Origin of the sequence: Peptacetobacter hominis, from assembly GCF_006861675.1 — a bacterium.
GTDB lineage: Bacteria > Bacillota > Clostridia > Peptostreptococcales > Peptostreptococcaceae > Peptacetobacter > Peptacetobacter hominis.
In genome coordinates, this window is record NZ_SGJB01000006.1 from 66,558 (window position 1) to 84,239 (window position 17,682).

Genomic DNA, 17,682 nt, shown 5'->3' on the forward strand with positions numbered 1-17,682 from the left:
CTTCACTCCATTCAGGTATTATAATTTTTTATTCAACACTATATAAATACGGTAACAAATCTCTTGCCCTTACTTTTTTGACTCCTCCATTCTCCATAACTATAACCTCACATTCCGGTGCATAATCTGAAAGCATCTGTCTACAGTTTCCACATGGAGGTATAATTTCATCTCCATTTTTTCCTCTTACTGCTACAATAGATAAAAATTCCCTCTGACCATCTGTAATAGCAGCTCCTATTGCAACCTGTTCTGCACATGCACCATGAAGCGAATAAACATTTACACCTATGTATATTTTTCCATTTCTGCATCTAACCGCTGCACCAACTGTGTGGTTTTCATATTTATAATCGTAATTTCTTTTTATTACATCTGATGCAGCCTTTATCAACTCCTCATCTCCTTCATTAAGTAAATTCTCTCGTTTATATCTATCTATATATTCTTTCGTATATCTGCATACAGCGAAACATTTACCACATAAATCAGCTTCTATACCTGTTTCTCTCTTCATAATTTCAATCTGCTTTTCATAGCATTTTTCAACATCAACTATATTCTCTCTTTTCATTCCGGGAGCCCATAGAGTATTTTTAAGAGCAGATGCAGGACATTTATCAACACAGATACTACAATTTCCGCATAATGATCCTCCCGCTGGTATATCTGCTTCAAGTGGTGCATCAGTAAGAAGAGATGATATTCTTATTGCACAACCATACTCTTTTGTAACAAGTAGACAATTTTTTCCTATCCATCCAATGCCAGCCATTGTTGCAACGGTTTTATGTGGCAGTTCTGATATTCTATTTTCATTTATTTTTACTCTGTCTGTAGTCTGTGCATATGATTTGTATCCTCTGTCTAACAGATATTTTTCACCTGCTGATACAATATCATTCAGTTTGTTGTTCAAAGTATGATACATATTATAGTATTCTTCTGTAGGTGCACTTTTCAGTTGTATTACAAGTTCCACTGGAAGAGGTACTGCAACCGCCACACCTCTTTTATACTGACAATCGTCTCTATGACTCATATCAGCTATACCTACAAGTACAGCACCCTTATTATATAAAAGTTCTTTCAGTCCTTTTGTAATATTTTCCATATTAAAATCACACCTTTCCAACATTCGTATTACCTTTAAAAATCTATATTAATATATTTTTATCTCTAGACTATCAAGCAATGATACTACTTCCGGAAATGAGAATTTTGCATCTTTCAACATATTTGTATTTATATCTATCTCATATCCAGTAGATTCTCTAAAATCACATTTCATAAGATTAGAGTTTATATATTGAGTTGATTTCAGATTACATCCATTAAATTTTCCACTTCTTATATTGCATTCATCGAATATGCATTCATTAAAAATATTCCCAGAAAAATCATATTTGACAAAATTCATTCCTGAAAAAGTACAGTATTTCAGAAAACAATCTGATATACTTTTGATTGGTTCAAAAATCTGTCCTTCTGATACAAAATTTGCCATATTTATTCCAATTATATTGCAGGATACAAATTCAGTTTCTCTTATACCTGTTGATTCTGATTTTATAGACGATATACTGCAGTTTATAAACCTACATTCATTAAATATACAATTTTTCAAAGTACAATCTTCAAATACACAGTTTTCAAATTTACAATCTATAAACTCGATATCCTCTATATTTTCTCCATACAACTTTTTTTCTTTTATTATTTTATCTTCATAAACCATAAAAATCCTCCGAATTAATATATATCTAGATTATACAATAAAAAAACGCCACCGGCATATACCGATGGCATTATAAATATTTTTATTCAATTCAATATTATTCAGCTATTTCCCAGTTGTGGTAGATATCCTGAACATCGTCATCATCTTCAAGCATATCTATAAGTTTTTCCATAGCATGAACCTGTCCTTCTTCTTCAAGAACAGTTGTAGTCTGAGGTATCATTTTAACGTCTGCTGATATAAACTCGTATCCTGCTTCTTTTAATGCATCCCTTACTGCACCGAAATCAGCTGGATCAGTTATTACCTCAAATCCGTCCTCTTCTGTTATGAAATCTTCTGCACCAGCTTCTAAAGCTGCATCCATTAATTCATCTTCACTTACACCGTCTTCAGCTGCAACAAGTATCTGTCCTTTTCTGTCGAACATGAAAGATACACATCCTGAAGTACCAAGATTTCCACCGTTTTTATCGAAGTAGTATCTTATATTTCCTGCAGTTCTGTTTTTGTTGTCAGTAAGTGCATTTACTATAACTGCAACTCCTCCTGGTCCATATCCTTCATAAACTATTGTTTCGTAGTTTTCAGCATTTCCTGCACCAGTACCTTTTGCTATTGCTCTATCTATATTATCGTTTGGCATGTTGTCTGCCTTAGCTTTTTCTATAGCTGTTTTAAGAGCTGCATTGTATTCTGGATCTCCTCCACCATCTTTAGCAGCAACTGTTATTGCTCTAGCGTGTTTTGTAAATACTTTTGCTCTCTGGGCATCCTGTTTCCCTTTTCTATTGATTATGTTTCCTATACGTCCCATAATTCCACTCCTTCTAATCTTTTATCACTCTAAAATTCTACCACAAAATATCTGTTTAGTAAATTAGAATTTCGGAGGTGTTGGTGCTGTATGTCTCTTATGCTCACTGTTTCTGTGTAATCTATCTATTATTTCAAGGTGTTCTTTTGGAACTTCATCTCTTCTTCCCTCTACAACAGCATCTATATAATCATAAGTTGTTCCCATTTCATTCTCATCTGTCTGTCCTTCCCAAAGTCCTGCAGACGGAGCTTTGTTTATTATATCCTCATGTACTCCAAGCTCTTTTGCCCATTCGAATACTTCTCTCTTTGTAAGGTTTGCAAGTGGAAGAAGGTCTACTCCTCCATCTCCATGTTTTGTGAAATATCCTGTATGTATTTCAGCTGCATTATCTGTACCAACCACAAGGTATCCAAGATCATTTGCAACAGTGTATATAGTACTCATTCTTATTCTCGCTCTAAGATTTGCATCTGTCATTCTCAGATACTCTTCTTTAAGAAGATTTTTTTCTCTAAGCTTTTCTGTTACAAGATCAAGTATCATATTCTGAGGCTCTGCAAGTTCCAGGTCAAGATATTCTATATTACATCCTTCTATAACTTTAAGTGCATCCTCTCTATCCTTTGGATTTGATTTTATACTCATTATTACACCCATTGAATTTTCCGGGCATGCTTTTTTTATAAGGTATGACACAACAGCAGAATCAATTCCACCTGATACTCCTACTATAAGTCCTTTTGCATGTGCTTCTGAAACCTTATCCTTTAACCACTGCACAACTTTTTCTATATGTTCTTTTCTATCCATGATGTCCCTCCTAGTCTAGTATTATCTTTCCATCTTTTTCTGTAAGGTAAAACTCTTCTCCATCAGATATTTTTGCCGTTCCATTTGTTATATCAGTTATTCTCTCAACAAGTGCATCTCTATCCTCTGGCTTTGAATATATAATAAACTCAACATCTTCAAGATATATTGTATCCTTTACAAAATATCCAAGGTTCATTATCTCATTCTGAACTTTTCCTATCTGATTATAATCTATTTTTATCTTTACTTCCTGATACCATATTCTATCTATTATACCAGCTGCTTCAAGCCCTATCTTTGCACCTTTTGTATATGCTCTTACAAGACCTCCTGCACCTAGCTTTATACCACCGAAATATCTGGTAACAACTACAGCCACATCTCTTAAATCCTCTTTTTTTATAACTTCAAGAGTAGGTATACCTGCAGTTCCCTGTGGTTCTCCATCATCACTGTATCTCTGTATATTCATTGTAGGGCCTATTGTATATGCCCATACATTATGTGTAGCATCCTTGTGCTTTTTCTTTATCTCGTTTACAAATTCAATCGCTTCTTCCTCTGTTTTTACAGGTTTTGCATATCCTATAAATCTCGATCTTTCTTCTGTAAACTCATCGCTTCCGTATTCATATATAGTTCTGTATGAATTCATAATTACATCCTTTCAGATTTTTAAAACTCGAATATATTTATTCCTGTCTGCTCGTCAAATTTTCTTCCTATAGTATGCTCAAATACTGTTATAAATATTTCACTTGTTGCACCTACAACTGCTCTGTTAAGATGTCCACAATGAACAGCATCTTTCTTTGTATCTCCTATAACAATATGAAGATGTATATATGGTTTTGAATCTTTTTCTGTTATATTTCCTATTAGAGAACCTACTTCATAAAGTCCAGTGTATACTTCTCTTTTATACTCACCTGTCTCCATGTTATAAAGTCCTATCTCTGTTTCCTTTGTAGCACCGATTCCTGATATAGCTGCTGTTTTTATGTTTTCTTTTACACATACCTCGTTTATTTTTTCAAGTATTTCTTCTCCATAGTCAACTCTGAGTGCTATTGTATTTCCTGATTTTACATACTGCATAGTAATTCACCTCTTTTTTAATCTATATACTATTATATCTCAATAACAGATTTATTTTAAGAATTATTTGAAAAAAAAAATCCGCCTTTCCCGAAAGGCGGATTTTCTAAAAAGCTGATACATTACGATTATCTTGTCTGATTAGTCTACTATCTTCTTAGCGTCTTTATATTTTTTGTATGAAATTTCAACAAGAGATTTTTCCTTGCTGTGAGTTAGCATTTCTATTGCATCTTTCACTTTAAAGAATCCTCCATCAAGAAATTCCGGATCGATTTTGCAGTCAGTTTTTTCTGCGTCCATTATAAACCAGTTTATAGCATTACACACTCTCTGCTGTCTACTTCTTGAGAAGAACTCGTATATTGTGTCACCAGCTATATCAAGAAGTTTTACATCAACACCAGTTTCTGCTTTTACTCTTTCTATAGCACTTTCCTGAGCCATATCAGTTCCTGATATTTTTCCCTTTGGAAGTGTCCACTCACCTCTATCGTTCTTAACTAGAAGAACCTGATTTGCATGAAATACTACACCACCTGAACAACGTCTTACTATCATCTCGAACCCCTCCTAAAAAAATACATGGTATTTTATAGATTAAAAAATATAATGCCAGAATATCACTCTGACTTTTCTAACTCGATAATTGCTTCAAGATAGGCTCGAAGCACATAATCTTTTTCCGAATTTCTCTTTGCCTTATACTGATTTCTAAGGATATTGAGACTTCGGTTATTACCAACTTTTAAAAGAGCTTTCGCGCAGTACTGTCTGGTCTGCGGATTAGAGTCATAAAGTCCCATTTCAAGGACTTCTCTACTCTCAGGTGAACCAATTTTTCTTATAGCAGAATACGATATTCTTCTGACGTCAGAATTATTATTTTTTGTGAGCGTATGCAGAACTTTAAGAAATCCTGCATCTCTTAACTCCCCTGCTGTCCATATCAGTGCTATAAGATCATCCGTATTTCTTTCAGTGAGAATACGTTTGTACACCTTTCTCTTAAAGTATAACATTTTTTCGTCTTTTAATCTATTCAAAAAAGAAAGTCTTTCATCTTTTCCTAGTTCAAGATAGTTTTCAAGCTCATCTTTCTGTGATGTATCTGATACCGCCCTGTTTTTTTCTCGTTCTTCAAGTTTTGCCTTTATTATATGATCATTTATTTCCCGGGCACTTAAATTTCTTACTCTTTCTATCTGACCTATATTCAGAGATTCTTTATATAGAAGATATGTTATCTGATAATCCTCCAAAGAATCTATATTTTTCCAGCTTATTTCCATCTAAATCCCTACTTTTCAATTATAAACTGTTTGTATATATTGAAATCTTCTTCAACAAGAGATACTCTGAAAGTTATTCCATTCTCTCCGTATTCAAATTCCTCTACATTATATTTATCCTTGCATCTACTGAATATATCCCCTCTATCATATGGAATTAAAAGTTCAACATCATATGTATTTTCCATAACAGCTTTTTCTATCATATTAAGCAGCTTATCCATATTTATTCCCTGCTTTGCTGATATGTATACTATGTCATCATGATTTTTTGGATATATATCAAGTTCAAGTTTATCTACTTTATTGTAGACAAGTATTGTCTTTTTGTCGTCTGCTCCAAGTTCCTTCAGAACTTTTTCTGTTGTTTTTTTCTGTATCTCAAAACTCTCATTTGTTGCATCTATTACATGAAGTATAAGATCAGCGTAGTTTACCTCCTCAAGTGTAGATTTAAAAGCATCTACTAAATCGTGAGGCAGTTTACTTACAAAACCAACAGTATCTACGACAAGAAAATCCTTTTTATTCGGAAGTACAGCCTTTCTTAGAGTTACATCAAGTGTTGCAAACAGCATATCTTTTACAAACACTTCCTTTTCTTCCTCATAGTCTTTGTGTGTCTTTATAAGCTCATTTAAAAGAGTCGATTTTCCAGCATTTGTATATCCTACAAGTGCCACTATTGGAATATTTGATTTTTTTCTCTGAGTTCTCTGAGTCTCCCTGTTTTTCTTTACAAGTTTAAGTTCTTTTCTTATATCCGCTGCTCTGTTTAATATATGTCTTTTATCTATTTCCAGTTTCTGTTCCCCTGGACCTCTTGTTCCTATACCAGCTCCGGTTCTACTCATCGCCTCTCCCATTCCATAAAGTCTTGGAAGTCTGTACTTAAGCTGTGCAAGTTCTACCTGAAGTTTACCCTCCTTGCTCTTTGCTCTCTGTGCGAATATATCTAGTATAAGTGTAGTTCTGTCTATTACTTTTATTCCTGTAAGGTCTTCTATGTTTCTCGTCTGAGCTCCAGAAAGTTCGTCGTTGAATATTATCAGAGTCGCTTCAAGACTTTCGCAGTAGGTTCTTATCTCCTCTACTTTTCCCTTTCCTATATAGTATGCTGCATCCACTGCATGTCTATTCTGTATAAGAGATCCTACTACTTCAGCTCCTGCTGCCTTTGCAAGCTCCTTTAGTTCCTCCATAGAATCGTTTATATCTATATCGTCGGTTCTTTTTGCTATTGATGTCAGATTCATACCTACAAGCAAAGCTCTTTCTGTCACCTGTTCGTGAAGATTTATATCAAGTTCATTCATGTTATCACCTCTTTTTATTACTTTTTCTAATAATTTTTATAATAATTATATATCAATAATATAATATCATAATTGATATCTTTATACGTATACATGATATAATATATACATTATATTTTGGGAGGATTGTTATGAGCGATAATTATAAATTTTTCTGTCACAAAGGCTGTGAATTTTTTCCTTGTCATAAAACCGAAGACCCGGAAAACTTCAACTGTCTTTTCTGCTATTGTCCGCTTTATGCACTTGGAGAATCATGTGGCGGAAACTTCAGATATACAGACAAGGGAATAAAAGACTGCAGCAATTGTATGCTTCCACACAAAAAATCAAATTTTGATTATATAATGAGTAAATTCCAGGATATAGTCAAAATCACTTCAAAAAATTCAAAAGAATAATTTTATATCTAAAAGGGGAAAATACTCAGGTATTCTCCCCTTTTTCATATCATATTTTATAAATTTTATATTTCTTTTGATTTTAAATACAGTTTCAATAATATCATCCAGATAACAGCAGTCAGAATTATTATGAGAGCTGCTGCATGTAAAAAGAATGTTTCTGGAAGCATATTTATTATCGGATCCTTTGATGGATCAAATATCCAGTAGTCATTTCTGAACATTATTTTATGAAAAAGCACAAATGTTTTTTCAAAGGAGACAGCCATCATAATACCTGTAACAGCTGGAATTATGACCGTCATTATAAGTGTATCTCCAAGCATTTTGTATCTTTTTCTTTTGAATGCTTCATATATAGAGTATATTATCAGAACAATTCCTGCAGCCGCTATAAAATGAACTGCCAGAAATATATTTCTGACTTCCTCAAAATGTATTTTTCCTTCATTTGAAGATGGAAGTGTTGGAAGTGAAAACTCTCCTACCCTGAATTTTGTATTATAGTCTATAAGATAGTTGTAGTTTTCTATTATTTCCGTTTCAGAAATTCCACTTGTCTGCGGTATATTAAGTTTATCTATATCCATATAATAAAGCCATCTGGAATTTACGGTTATTATGACAGCTATCGATATTATAGCTGCTGCCGATATTATTGAACCTATAAACATCGCTGCTTTTTTCAAAGTCATCACCTCGAATGTTATTTGCAACTTACTCAGGAATATATTTAATATATATTATACTATCTTAGTTGTAAAATCTTCTATATTCCATACATCATCTACAAAATCCATATAGAATTCAGGCTCATGTGATACTAGAAGTACAGTTCCTTTGAATTCTTTTATTGCCTTCTTAAGCTCGTCTTTTGCATCCACATCAAGGTGGTTAGTAGGCTCGTCAAGTACAAGGAAGTTTATGTCTTTTAGCATAATCTTACATAATCTTACCTTTGCAGCCTCTCCTCCACTTAGAACTCTCACAAGACTTGTTATATGTTCATTTGTAAGTCCACATTTTGCAAGTGCCTGTCTTACCTCATAGTTTGTAAGGCCTGGATATTCCTGCCATATTTCCTCCATGGCAGTATTATTGTTGTCGTTTGAACTTTCCTGTTCGAAATATCCAACCTCAAGGTAATCTCCAAGTTTAACTTCTCCACTGTACGGTTTTATCATTCCAAGAAGAGTCTTTAGAAGTGTAGATTTACCTATACCGTTCATCCCTTTAAGTGCTATTTTCTTCCCTCTTTCAAGCTGGAAGTTTAGAGGCTTAGTAAGTGGCTCACCGTATCCAAGTACAAGATCCTTTGTCTCAAATACAATTTTTCCAGATACCCTAGCATCTCTGAAAGCAAATGTAGGCTTGATTTTTTCCTTTGGTCTTTCAAGTATCTCCATTTTATCAAGCTGTTTCTGTCTTGAGTTTGCCATACCTCTTGTAGCAACTCTAGCCTTGTTTCTTGCTATGAAGTCCTCAAGTTTTTCTCTTTCCTTCATTTGTCTTTCGTATGCCTGTTCTTCCTGTCTTTTCTTTATCTCGTTAAGTCTTTCGAACTCGTCATAGTTTCCTTTGTATCTGTTAAGCTCTCCATTTTCAAGATGATATACGACATTACATGTATTGTTTATAAAGCTTATATCGTGTGATACAAGTACAAATGCATTTTCATATTCCTGAAGATACTTAGTAAGCCATACTATATGTTCTTCATCAAGATAGTTTGTAGGCTCATCAAGTATAAGTATTGTAGGATTTTCAAGAAGAAGTTTAGTAAGAAGTACCTTTGTTCTCTGTCCACCACTAAGATCTGTTACATCTCTATCAAGTCCGATATCCCCAAGTCCAAGTCCATTTGCAACCTCGTTTATTTTTGCATCTATTGTATAGAATCCACTGTGCTCAAGGATAGTCTGTATCTCAGCAGTATCCTCCATAAGTTTTGCCATTTCATCATCAGATGCCTCTCCCATTTTCTCATACATCTGAAGCATCTCCTGCTCAAGTTCAAACATATGTCCAAATGCTTCTCTAAGCACTTCTCTTATTGTTTTTCCTTTTCCTAAAACCGTATGCTGATCAAGATATCCAACTGTAACCCTAGATGACCATTTTATATTTCCTGCATCAGGCATAAGTTTTTTGGTTATTATATTAAGGAAACTTGATTTTCCCTCTCCATTCGCTCCAACAAGTGCTATATGCTCACCTTTTCTTATTCTGAATGATACGTTTTCAAGTATAACCCTTGCTCCGAAGCCATGACTCACATTTTCTACTACTAGCATCAAAACACCTCTCTATTTATTTTATAATCATTTATTTTCACATTTATATTCAATCTATTTAATGATATATGTTTTTTGCCTATATTTCAATATATTTATGTTTTATGAATATGTATATATTATCATTCTTTTTAATACATTTTAATTTTTCATATAAACTGTTGTAATATGTGAATTTCTTCATAAAATAGCACTATTCAGCAGTTTTATGATATAATAATTACTTAGTATAGGAGGTAAAACTAATGAGAAATGATAATAATGGTGATAGCAATAGAATAAGAAGAAAAAAGATAAGTTCTTCACCGTCTAAAACTCCTTCAAAAGATACTCATAAGAAGGTGAGAACTTCAGGTAATGGAAGAAGGAAAAGAAAAAGAAAGTTTTCTGCTTTAAAAATTACCTTTCTAACTTTTCTTGCGCTTTTTGTAGTCGGCGTAGCTCTTGTACTCGGTGTTGGATTCAGTTCACTAAAAGACCTTAAGAACGTATCCGCTGCTGAACTAGACAAAAGAACTCATGTTACAACTACAATACTTTATTCAAACGGTGAGAAAATGTCCACTGCTCCAAGTGTAAACAAAAAAACACCTGTTATGCTTAATCAGATTTCACCTTATCTTCAAAAAGCTGTTGTTGCAATAGAAGATGAGCGTTTCTACCAGCATATAGGTGTCGACTTTATAGGTCTTGCAAGATCTGTTGTAAATACACTTACAGGAAATATGCAGGGTGGTTCGACTCTTGATATGCAGGTTTCAAAAATGCTTTATACAAGTACAGAACAGACAATCACTCGTAAAATAAAGGATATCTATTATGCAATTGAGATAGACAGAAAAGTTTCAAAGGACAAGATTCTTGAAACATACCTAAATAACTTCTTTGTAGGTAAAGGTCTATCAGGAGCTGAAGCTGGTGCCAGAGGATATTTTGATAAATCAGCAAAAGATCTTACTCTTGCAGAATCTGCACTTCTTGCAGGTTCAACAAAAAACCCTTCAAAATACTCTGCTTACAAAACAGCTAAACTTGATGGTACTGAAACAAAAGAAGATCTTGATCACAGACTTATAACTTTTACAAACACAGAGGATGATGATCTTGATGAGCCCACAGAAACAGAGCTTCAGATGATAGATAAAATCTATGAATGGGGTATGATAAACGAGGATAAATACAAGCGGCTTAAAGCTCAAACTCTTGTAATAAGAAAAGCCGTAAATAATCCTGATGCAAAAGAAAGACAGGAAACAGTATTATGGAAAATGAAAGAGCTTGGATATATTTCTCAGAAGGAATATACAGAAGCTCTTGCAGAAGAAATTGTTATAAGACTCCCTGAAAGTTCTGATGGAGTTTCCAGTTCTGTTGAAGACGTTATAGAGTCTGAAGTTATATCTGCTCTTATGGAACAGGGAAATACCAGAGAAGAAGCCACAAATATGTACTACAACGGTGGTCTTGTAATAAATACAACTATAGATCCAAAAATCCAGGATTCTATAGAAACTGAATATAAAAACAACAATAACTTCCCAGGAAATAAAATAGGTCCTGATGGAGTATATCAGCCACAGTCTGCCACTGTTATTCTTGATCATTCAACCGGACAGATAAAAGGACTTGTCGGCGGAAGAAATATAACGGGAAGAAAAACTCTGAACAGAGCACTTACTCCTAGACAGCCGGGTTCTACAATCAAACCTCTTGCGGTCTATACACCTGCAATTGATACCATGTCTATTACACAGGCTACTGCATTCAGTGATGCCAAGGGTGGATATAGATTTGAGAAAAACAGAAGCTGGAACCCTAGTACTACAACTGCAGGAAGTGGTTCTATGAGCCTTAGACTTGGTCTTGCCAAATCTTCTAATACAGTTGCTGTAAAAGTTGCAGAACTTCTTGGTGATTCATATGACGACTGTGTCGACATAATGATTGACTACCTTAACAACTTTGGTATAACAACACTTGCAGATAACAAGGCTACATCAGATTCAAATAATACGGACAGAACATTCCCTGCCCTTACACTTGGAGGACTTACTTATGGTATTTCTCCTCTTGAACTTGCATCTGCATATGGTGCTCTTGCAAATGGCGGTGTTTATATAGAACCTACTATATTTACTACAATAGAGACTTTTGACAATCAGACTCTTGTAAAATCATCACCTGAAAAACACAAAGTTGTAGATCCTGAGGTTGCGTATGTAATGACTGATATGCTTAAAGCTGTTATTACAGAAGGTACTGCAGGAAAAGCTCAGATTTCTGGTGGAATGCCTGTTGCCGGTAAAACCGGTACAACAAACAGTTCAAAAGAAGCATGGTTTGTCGGTTATACACCTTATTATGTAGGTGCAACTTATATAGCTGATGATGCCGGTGTAAAAGATGAAAACGGAAATGTAGTTCCTACAAGAAATATAGGAGGCGGAAGTTCTTCATCTGCTGTGCTTTGGCAGAAAATCATGACAAGAGTTCACAAAAACCTTGAGGTTAAGGATTTTGAAGTTCCAGATAATATATACTTTGAAAAAATAAATCTTCAGGATGGTGGCGCATCTTCTTCAGGTTCAAAAGCAGCCTTTATTGAAGGTACATCTGCCACAAGAGTAACTACTATGCCATCAAAACCATCTTCCGACAAAGCTGAAGAAAATACAAACAACGAAACTACTTCAGGAGACGGAAATGATGGAGGAGATGGAAACAGTGGAAACTCTGGTTCTAATAACTCCGGCTCTGAAAAACCGGATAGCGGTTCTGATAATGGTGGAGATTCTGGAAACTCTTCAGGCGGAGATTCCGGAAACTCTGGCGGAGAAAATTCCGGTTCCGAACCATCTACTGAACAATAATTTATAAATAAAAAAGCAGATTGTGAATAAAATTCTCAATCTGCTTTTTATTATATTAAATTTTCTTCTGCTATATTATGCCTTTTTCATACTTAACATCTGTCTCCGCAAGTTTTCTCATTGTTTCGATTGCCTTCTTTTCCATACGCGAAATCTGTACCTGTGATACTCCCAGACAGTTTCCTATTTCATTTTGTGTTTTATCCATAAAATACTTCTGTCTTATAACTGTTCTTGATTTCATCGGTATTCTATTTATCAGAGTCTCCAGATAAAGTCTATCAACAGTATAATCACTTTCATCCCTTTCATTTATTCTCATTAGGTCTACATAGTTAATAGTTCCACCGTCTTCTGATTCTCGGCATTCATCTATTGACTCTATATATAGATTACTTTTTTCCACATCAATTACTTCTTTTATATCCATATCGAGTCTTTCAGCAATTTCTGATGAACTTGCGTCTTTTCCATACTGTTTTAGAAAAAGCTCTTTCTCTTTTTTTATTTTCAGACCTTTTTCCTTTAGACTTCTTGATACTCTTATAATTCCATCATCCCTCAGATATCTTTTTATCTCTCCCTCAATCTTTGGAACTGCATAAGTTGAAAATTTCACATTAAAATTCATATCAAATCTCAGTATCGCCTTAAGAAGTCCCATACATCCAAGTTGAATAAGATCATCCTGCTCTTTTCCTGAATCACGGTATTTTCTGACCACACTTCTAACGAGTCCCATATTTCTACTTACAAGAATCTGTCTTGCATCAATATCTCCTTTTTGGGACTTCGCAACAAGTCTCATAATTTCACTGTGTTCCAGAAGTTCATCCTCCGGTACCACAGAGCTTTTTTCCTCACTTGCACTGACCTCTTTCATATACATAATATTGCCCCCCTATTTTTTATTCATACCAAAGTGAAACCTGTTTCAGAAATTGTGCTCAGTAAAATCCATTTACAGTAAATTAAGCTATTTTTTTATATATACTATGCTGTCGTTATATGTTACCTGTCCACCAAAATCTGATATACCTGATTCTGTTAGATAGTTTGGATTTCCATGCTTTTTCCACCATCCGACATACATTTTCACTGTATAGTCAGGAACCCCATCATCAATAACAGCTGTTACCTCTATCTTTCCCTTTTTGCCGTATAATATAACTGTTTTACTGTTTTTAACATTATATTTCTCAGCCATTTTATTGTTTAAATAAACTTTTGCCATATCTTCTCTATCCATATAATGTGCACTTGAAAGAGTATCCGATGGATGAACAGTAATCAGCCTAAGTCCTCCCTTTTCTATCTCGTCAGTGCTTTCATTTCTGATATACTCGGGGATATATGTTCCTCCTATTGATTTTGCATACTCTGAATAGATTTCTATCTTTCCGGTTTCTGTAGGAAATTTTCTATCTGCCCATGCAATATCTGTATCTATTGTAAAATTTGTATCTATGAGTTTCTGAAGAGATATCTCTGAATCGTAATCTTTTAGGGGAGCGATTACTTTTTCAAGATATTCTTCTTTTTCTACATAGGGGTATTCTTTCATTTTCATTCTTTTGGCAAGTTCTCTGAAAAAATAATATTCATCCATAAACTCATGTTTTGGATTTACCGCTTTTTCATTTACTGTTATGTATGGATTTGTCATGGAGCTGTATATTATATCCATACTTTCTAAAGTATTTGTACAAGGTATAAAAAGGTCGCATTTTGATGCCGTATCAGTCATAAACATATCAAAACACACTTTGAATTCTATATCTTCAAATACTTTTTCTAGTCTGTACAAATCCGGAAGCTGGTTTAACATATTACTTTTTGTGACTACAATCATTTTTATAGGCTCATCTGTTTCATAGGATTTTTCTATAAAATCAGATATATCACTTACATAAAATTCTCTATTCTCGCCGTATAAATAACTTTTATATGGATCTGAATCCAGAATATCAGGATAAACTCTATTGGAATAACTGACTCCTCCACCTTTGATTCCTATCTGTCCGGTTATTATCCCCAGTGAGTCTATCAGCCTTACTGTGTTTCCGCCATTTTTATATTTCTGTATACCATATCCTACATTTATATGAGATGGTGAATCCGCGTACTCAACTGCAAGGTTTTCTATATCACAAACAGAAACTCCACACTCATCGGATAGATAGTTCAGATTCTGAGACTTTACATATTCTTTGAATTCATCAAATCCATATACATAATTTTTGATAAAATTATAATCAATCAGATTTTTTTCTATTATTATTTTCACCATTGCAAGTGCAAGAGCACCATCAGTTCCTGGTTTTGTCCTTATATACAAATCAGCTGATTTTGCTGTTTCTGTATATATTGGATCTATTACAATTATCTTACTTCCATTTCTTTTTGCATCAAGAACTGCCTTCATCGTATGTATAGTAGTGTTAGCCGGATTTTTTCCCCATAGAATAATCCTTTTGCTGTTTTTCATATCATCTATTGAGTTTGATTTTACATCGCCAAAATCAGCCTTTTGTGCCTTCATACCAGCACTCCAGCATGGACCACCTTTTTGAATACATACACCTCCATAATAATTGAAAAATATATTTTCAATGCATTTCAGTACTGATCCTGTACCATACTGATCATAGTGCATTATAGATTTTGAGGAATATTTATTTTTATAATATGTAAGTTTTTCAGACATTATATCAAGTGCTTCGTCAAAATCTATTTCAACCCATACTCCATTCACTTTTTTCATAGGACTATATATCCTGTCCTTATGATTGAGTCTATCAAGATGCATTTTACCTTTTTTACATATAAATCCCTTTGTATAAGGATTTGTTTTTTCTCCTTTTATGGATAATACCTTACCATCTTCAACTTCTACACTGAATCTACAGCAATCATGGCAATCAAGTGTACAACCATGACTCAGAAATTTTTTATCTCCCATTCAATCCACCTCCTATTTATCTATATTTATGAAATAATTATACAATGTTATACAGAAAAAATCCTGCTCTACATGAACAGGATTTTCTATATAATCATTTATTAAATTTGTTCGGAATTATTTTTTATTCTTTTTATTGGCTCTTTCTATGTTAAGCTTATTTCCTTTTATCTTCTTGTTTTTCATTTTTTCTATAACAAGTTTCGCTTTTTTCTTTGGAACTTCAACAAATGTAAATTTATCATATACATCTATAGTTCCTATAGTTTTTCCAGATATTCCAGCTTCTCCAGATATAGCTCCAAGTATATCTTTTGCCTGTACTCTCTGCTTTCTTCCGACATTTATAAACAGCCTTACCATTCCTTCTCTGGCACCTGTTTCGTCAGTTTTTCCTCTTTTTCTTGATTTTTTAGGTTTTTCTTCTATTATTTCCTCTTTTTCTTCCTCACCCATAGCAAGTTTAAGAAGAGCTGCAGCTATATCTATTACAGAGTATTCTGTTTCCTCTTCTTCACAGAAGTTTTCTATCCACTGTATCTGCTTGGAAAGTTTTCCTTCTTCAACAACTCTTTTTACCTCACTGAAGAATGCTCCAACTTTCTTCTCTTCAACATCTCCTACTGTAGGTATCGGATGTTTTATAAGTTTTGACTTTGTGTATCTTTCTATATCCTTCATCTTTCTTATATCTCTTCCGTATACAAATGAGAAAGATATACCCTCTCTTCCAGCTCTTCCTGTTCTTCCTATTCTGTGAACATAGTATTCTTCATCCTGAGGAAGATCGAAGTTAAATACACATTCAACATCATCTACATCTATTCCTCTTGCCGCAACATCTGTAGCTACAAGTATATCTATAGTTCCGTTTCTGAATTTATCCATTACTATATCTCTCTGAACCTGCTTAAGATCTCCGTGAAGAGCATCCGCAAAATATCCTCTTCCCTGAAGCTCTCCTACAAGCTCATCCGCACCTTTTTTAGTGTTACAGAATACAACTGAAAGCTTTGGATTATATACATCTATAAGTCTTGAAAGAACTTCTATCTTGTTTGATGATCTTGTTTCTATATAGTACTGTTTTATATTTTCAACTGTAAGCTCTTTTCTTACAACTTTTATATGTTCCGGGTTATTCTGATATTTTTTTGTAAGTTCAAGTATTGCTTTTGGCATTGTTGCAGAGAAGAATGTAGTCTGTCTTTCATCCGGTACATTCTCAAGTATTGTCTCTATATCCTCTCTGAATCCCATATCAAGCATTTCATCCGCTTCATCAAGTACAACCATTTTTACATTTTCCGTTTTAAGTGTTCTTCTTTTTATATGGTCTATTGTACGACCTGGTGTCCCTATTATTATCTGTACTCCACCTTTAAGAGCTTTTATCTGTCTTTCTATAGGCTGCCCACCATATATAGGAAGAGCTTTTATACCGTGCATATATTTTGCAAGTTTTCTTATCTCCTGAGATACCTGTATTGCAAGCTCTCTTGTTGGACAAAGTACTATTGCCTGAAGTGATTTGTCTGATGAATCAACCATTTCAAGTATAGGTATAGAAAAGGCTGCTGTTTTTCCCGTTCCAGTCTGAGCCTGTCCTATTACGTCTCTTCCTTCAAGTATTACCGGTATAGATTTTGCCTGTATTGGAGACGGCTCTTCGAACCCCATCTCTGCTACAGCCTTTTTAATATTTTCATTTATCTGTAAATCTTCAAATTTTGTTATTTCCATATATTATTCCTTTCCGTTTCTATTTTTAGATACTAACCTTTTTATTATATACCCTGGCAAATAATAAGTAAACCTATATTTTCTCATTATAAAATATGTTTACATACTATAATACTAATTCTTTATTTTTCACAATATTCGTTATGATTCGAACGTTTACTTTTTTATAAAAATGATTCTTATGTGTTTTTTGAAACTTACTGTTACTTTTGTATCGATACCCATTTTCAATTTCTAATAATTTTCTGTTTTATCTGTTTAAATATATTTTCTGCGGGTATAATAATAAAAGCAAAAACTGTTTTATCCATTATAAATTAATATAT

At 33.9% G+C, this 17,682-nt stretch carries 16 protein-coding genes; 2 read left to right on the forward strand and 14 right to left on the reverse strand.

The window, feature by feature from the left end; translation table 11 throughout:
• Positions 1-28 precede the first annotated feature (28 nt).
• The 9 genes from EXD82_RS10425 to hflX form a co-directional block, all read right to left on the reverse strand.
• Complete coding sequence (locus EXD82_RS10425) at positions 29-1,114, reverse strand: 4Fe-4S double cluster binding domain-containing protein (RefSeq protein ID WP_246082008.1); 1,086 nt, start codon at positions 1,112-1,114, stop codon at positions 29-31.
• Positions 1,115-1,162: 48 nt separating this feature from the next.
• Positions 1,163-1,738 (reverse strand): pentapeptide repeat-containing protein, encoded by a 576-nt coding sequence (locus EXD82_RS04465; RefSeq protein ID WP_142535712.1) that lies wholly within the window; start codon positions 1,736-1,738, stop codon positions 1,163-1,165.
• A gap of 97 nt (positions 1,739-1,835) precedes the next feature.
• Positions 1,836-2,558: a YebC/PmpR family DNA-binding transcriptional regulator gene (locus EXD82_RS04470; RefSeq protein WP_142535713.1), complete on the reverse strand. Its 723-nt coding sequence runs from the start codon at positions 2,556-2,558 to the stop codon at positions 1,836-1,838.
• Between the two features lie 63 nt (positions 2,559-2,621).
• On the reverse strand, positions 2,622-3,374 hold the full coding sequence (nadE, locus tag EXD82_RS04475) for an NAD(+) synthase (RefSeq protein WP_142535714.1): 753 nt from the start codon (positions 3,372-3,374) through the stop codon (positions 2,622-2,624).
• 10 nt (positions 3,375-3,384) lie between these two features.
• Positions 3,385-4,032 (reverse strand): YigZ family protein, encoded by a 648-nt coding sequence (locus EXD82_RS04480; protein ID WP_142535715.1) that lies wholly within the window; start codon positions 4,030-4,032, stop codon positions 3,385-3,387.
• A 20-nt stretch (positions 4,033-4,052) separates the two neighbouring features.
• Positions 4,053-4,475, reverse strand: a complete 423-nt coding sequence (locus EXD82_RS04485; RefSeq protein WP_142535716.1) for a PPC domain-containing DNA-binding protein — start codon at positions 4,473-4,475, stop codon at positions 4,053-4,055.
• Positions 4,476-4,616: 141 nt separating this feature from the next.
• Positions 4,617-5,036 (reverse strand): NUDIX domain-containing protein, encoded by a 420-nt coding sequence (locus EXD82_RS04490; RefSeq protein WP_142535717.1) that lies wholly within the window; start codon positions 5,034-5,036, stop codon positions 4,617-4,619.
• 62 nt (positions 5,037-5,098) lie between these two features.
• Entirely contained in the window at positions 5,099-5,767 is a 669-nt protein-coding gene (locus EXD82_RS04495; RefSeq protein WP_142535718.1) for a HEAT repeat domain-containing protein, read from the reverse strand.
• Positions 5,768-5,775: 8 nt separating this feature from the next.
• The gene (gene hflX, locus EXD82_RS04500) at positions 5,776-7,083 is read right to left on the reverse strand and encodes a GTPase HflX (protein WP_142535719.1); all 1,308 of its coding nucleotides are present in this window, start codon (positions 7,081-7,083) and stop codon (positions 5,776-5,778) included.
• Between the two features lie 131 nt (positions 7,084-7,214).
• Here hflX and EXD82_RS04505 point away from each other — a divergent pair, with 131 nt between their 5' ends.
• On the forward strand, positions 7,215-7,484 hold the full coding sequence (locus EXD82_RS04505) for a cysteine-rich small domain-containing protein (protein WP_142535720.1): 270 nt from the start codon (positions 7,215-7,217) through the stop codon (positions 7,482-7,484).
• 65 nt (positions 7,485-7,549) lie between these two features.
• On the opposite strand, the gene EXD82_RS04510 is transcribed toward EXD82_RS04505, so the two are convergent.
• Together EXD82_RS04510 and EXD82_RS04515 are read right to left on the reverse strand one after the other, a co-directional pair.
• Positions 7,550-8,176, reverse strand: a complete 627-nt coding sequence (locus tag EXD82_RS04510) for a TIGR01906 family membrane protein (protein WP_174919160.1) — start codon at positions 8,174-8,176, stop codon at positions 7,550-7,552.
• A 54-nt stretch (positions 8,177-8,230) separates the two neighbouring features.
• A complete protein-coding gene (locus EXD82_RS04515; protein ID WP_142535722.1) occupies positions 8,231-9,781 on the reverse strand; it encodes an ABC-F family ATP-binding cassette domain-containing protein in 1,551 nt (516 codons plus the stop codon).
• Positions 9,782-10,026: 245 nt separating this feature from the next.
• On the opposite strand from EXD82_RS04515, the gene EXD82_RS04520 reads away from it, so the two are divergent.
• On the forward strand, positions 10,027-12,651 hold the full coding sequence (locus EXD82_RS04520) for a transglycosylase domain-containing protein (RefSeq protein ID WP_142535723.1): 2,625 nt from the start codon (positions 10,027-10,029) through the stop codon (positions 12,649-12,651).
• Positions 12,652-12,721: 70 nt separating this feature from the next.
• On the opposite strand, the gene EXD82_RS04525 is transcribed toward EXD82_RS04520, so the two are convergent.
• From EXD82_RS04525 to EXD82_RS04535, 3 genes are all read right to left on the reverse strand, one after another.
• Positions 12,722-13,540, reverse strand: a complete 819-nt coding sequence (locus EXD82_RS04525) for a sigma-70 family RNA polymerase sigma factor (RefSeq protein WP_142535724.1) — start codon at positions 13,538-13,540, stop codon at positions 12,722-12,724.
• Positions 13,541-13,627: 87 nt separating this feature from the next.
• Positions 13,628-15,613, reverse strand: coding sequence for a molybdopterin-dependent oxidoreductase (locus EXD82_RS04530; protein WP_142535725.1), 1,986 nt, complete (start codon positions 15,611-15,613; stop codon positions 13,628-13,630).
• A 117-nt stretch (positions 15,614-15,730) separates the two neighbouring features.
• Positions 15,731-17,356, reverse strand: a complete 1,626-nt coding sequence (locus EXD82_RS04535; RefSeq protein ID WP_142535726.1) for a DEAD/DEAH box helicase — start codon at positions 17,354-17,356, stop codon at positions 15,731-15,733.
• Between the last annotated feature and the right edge of the window lie 326 nt (positions 17,357-17,682).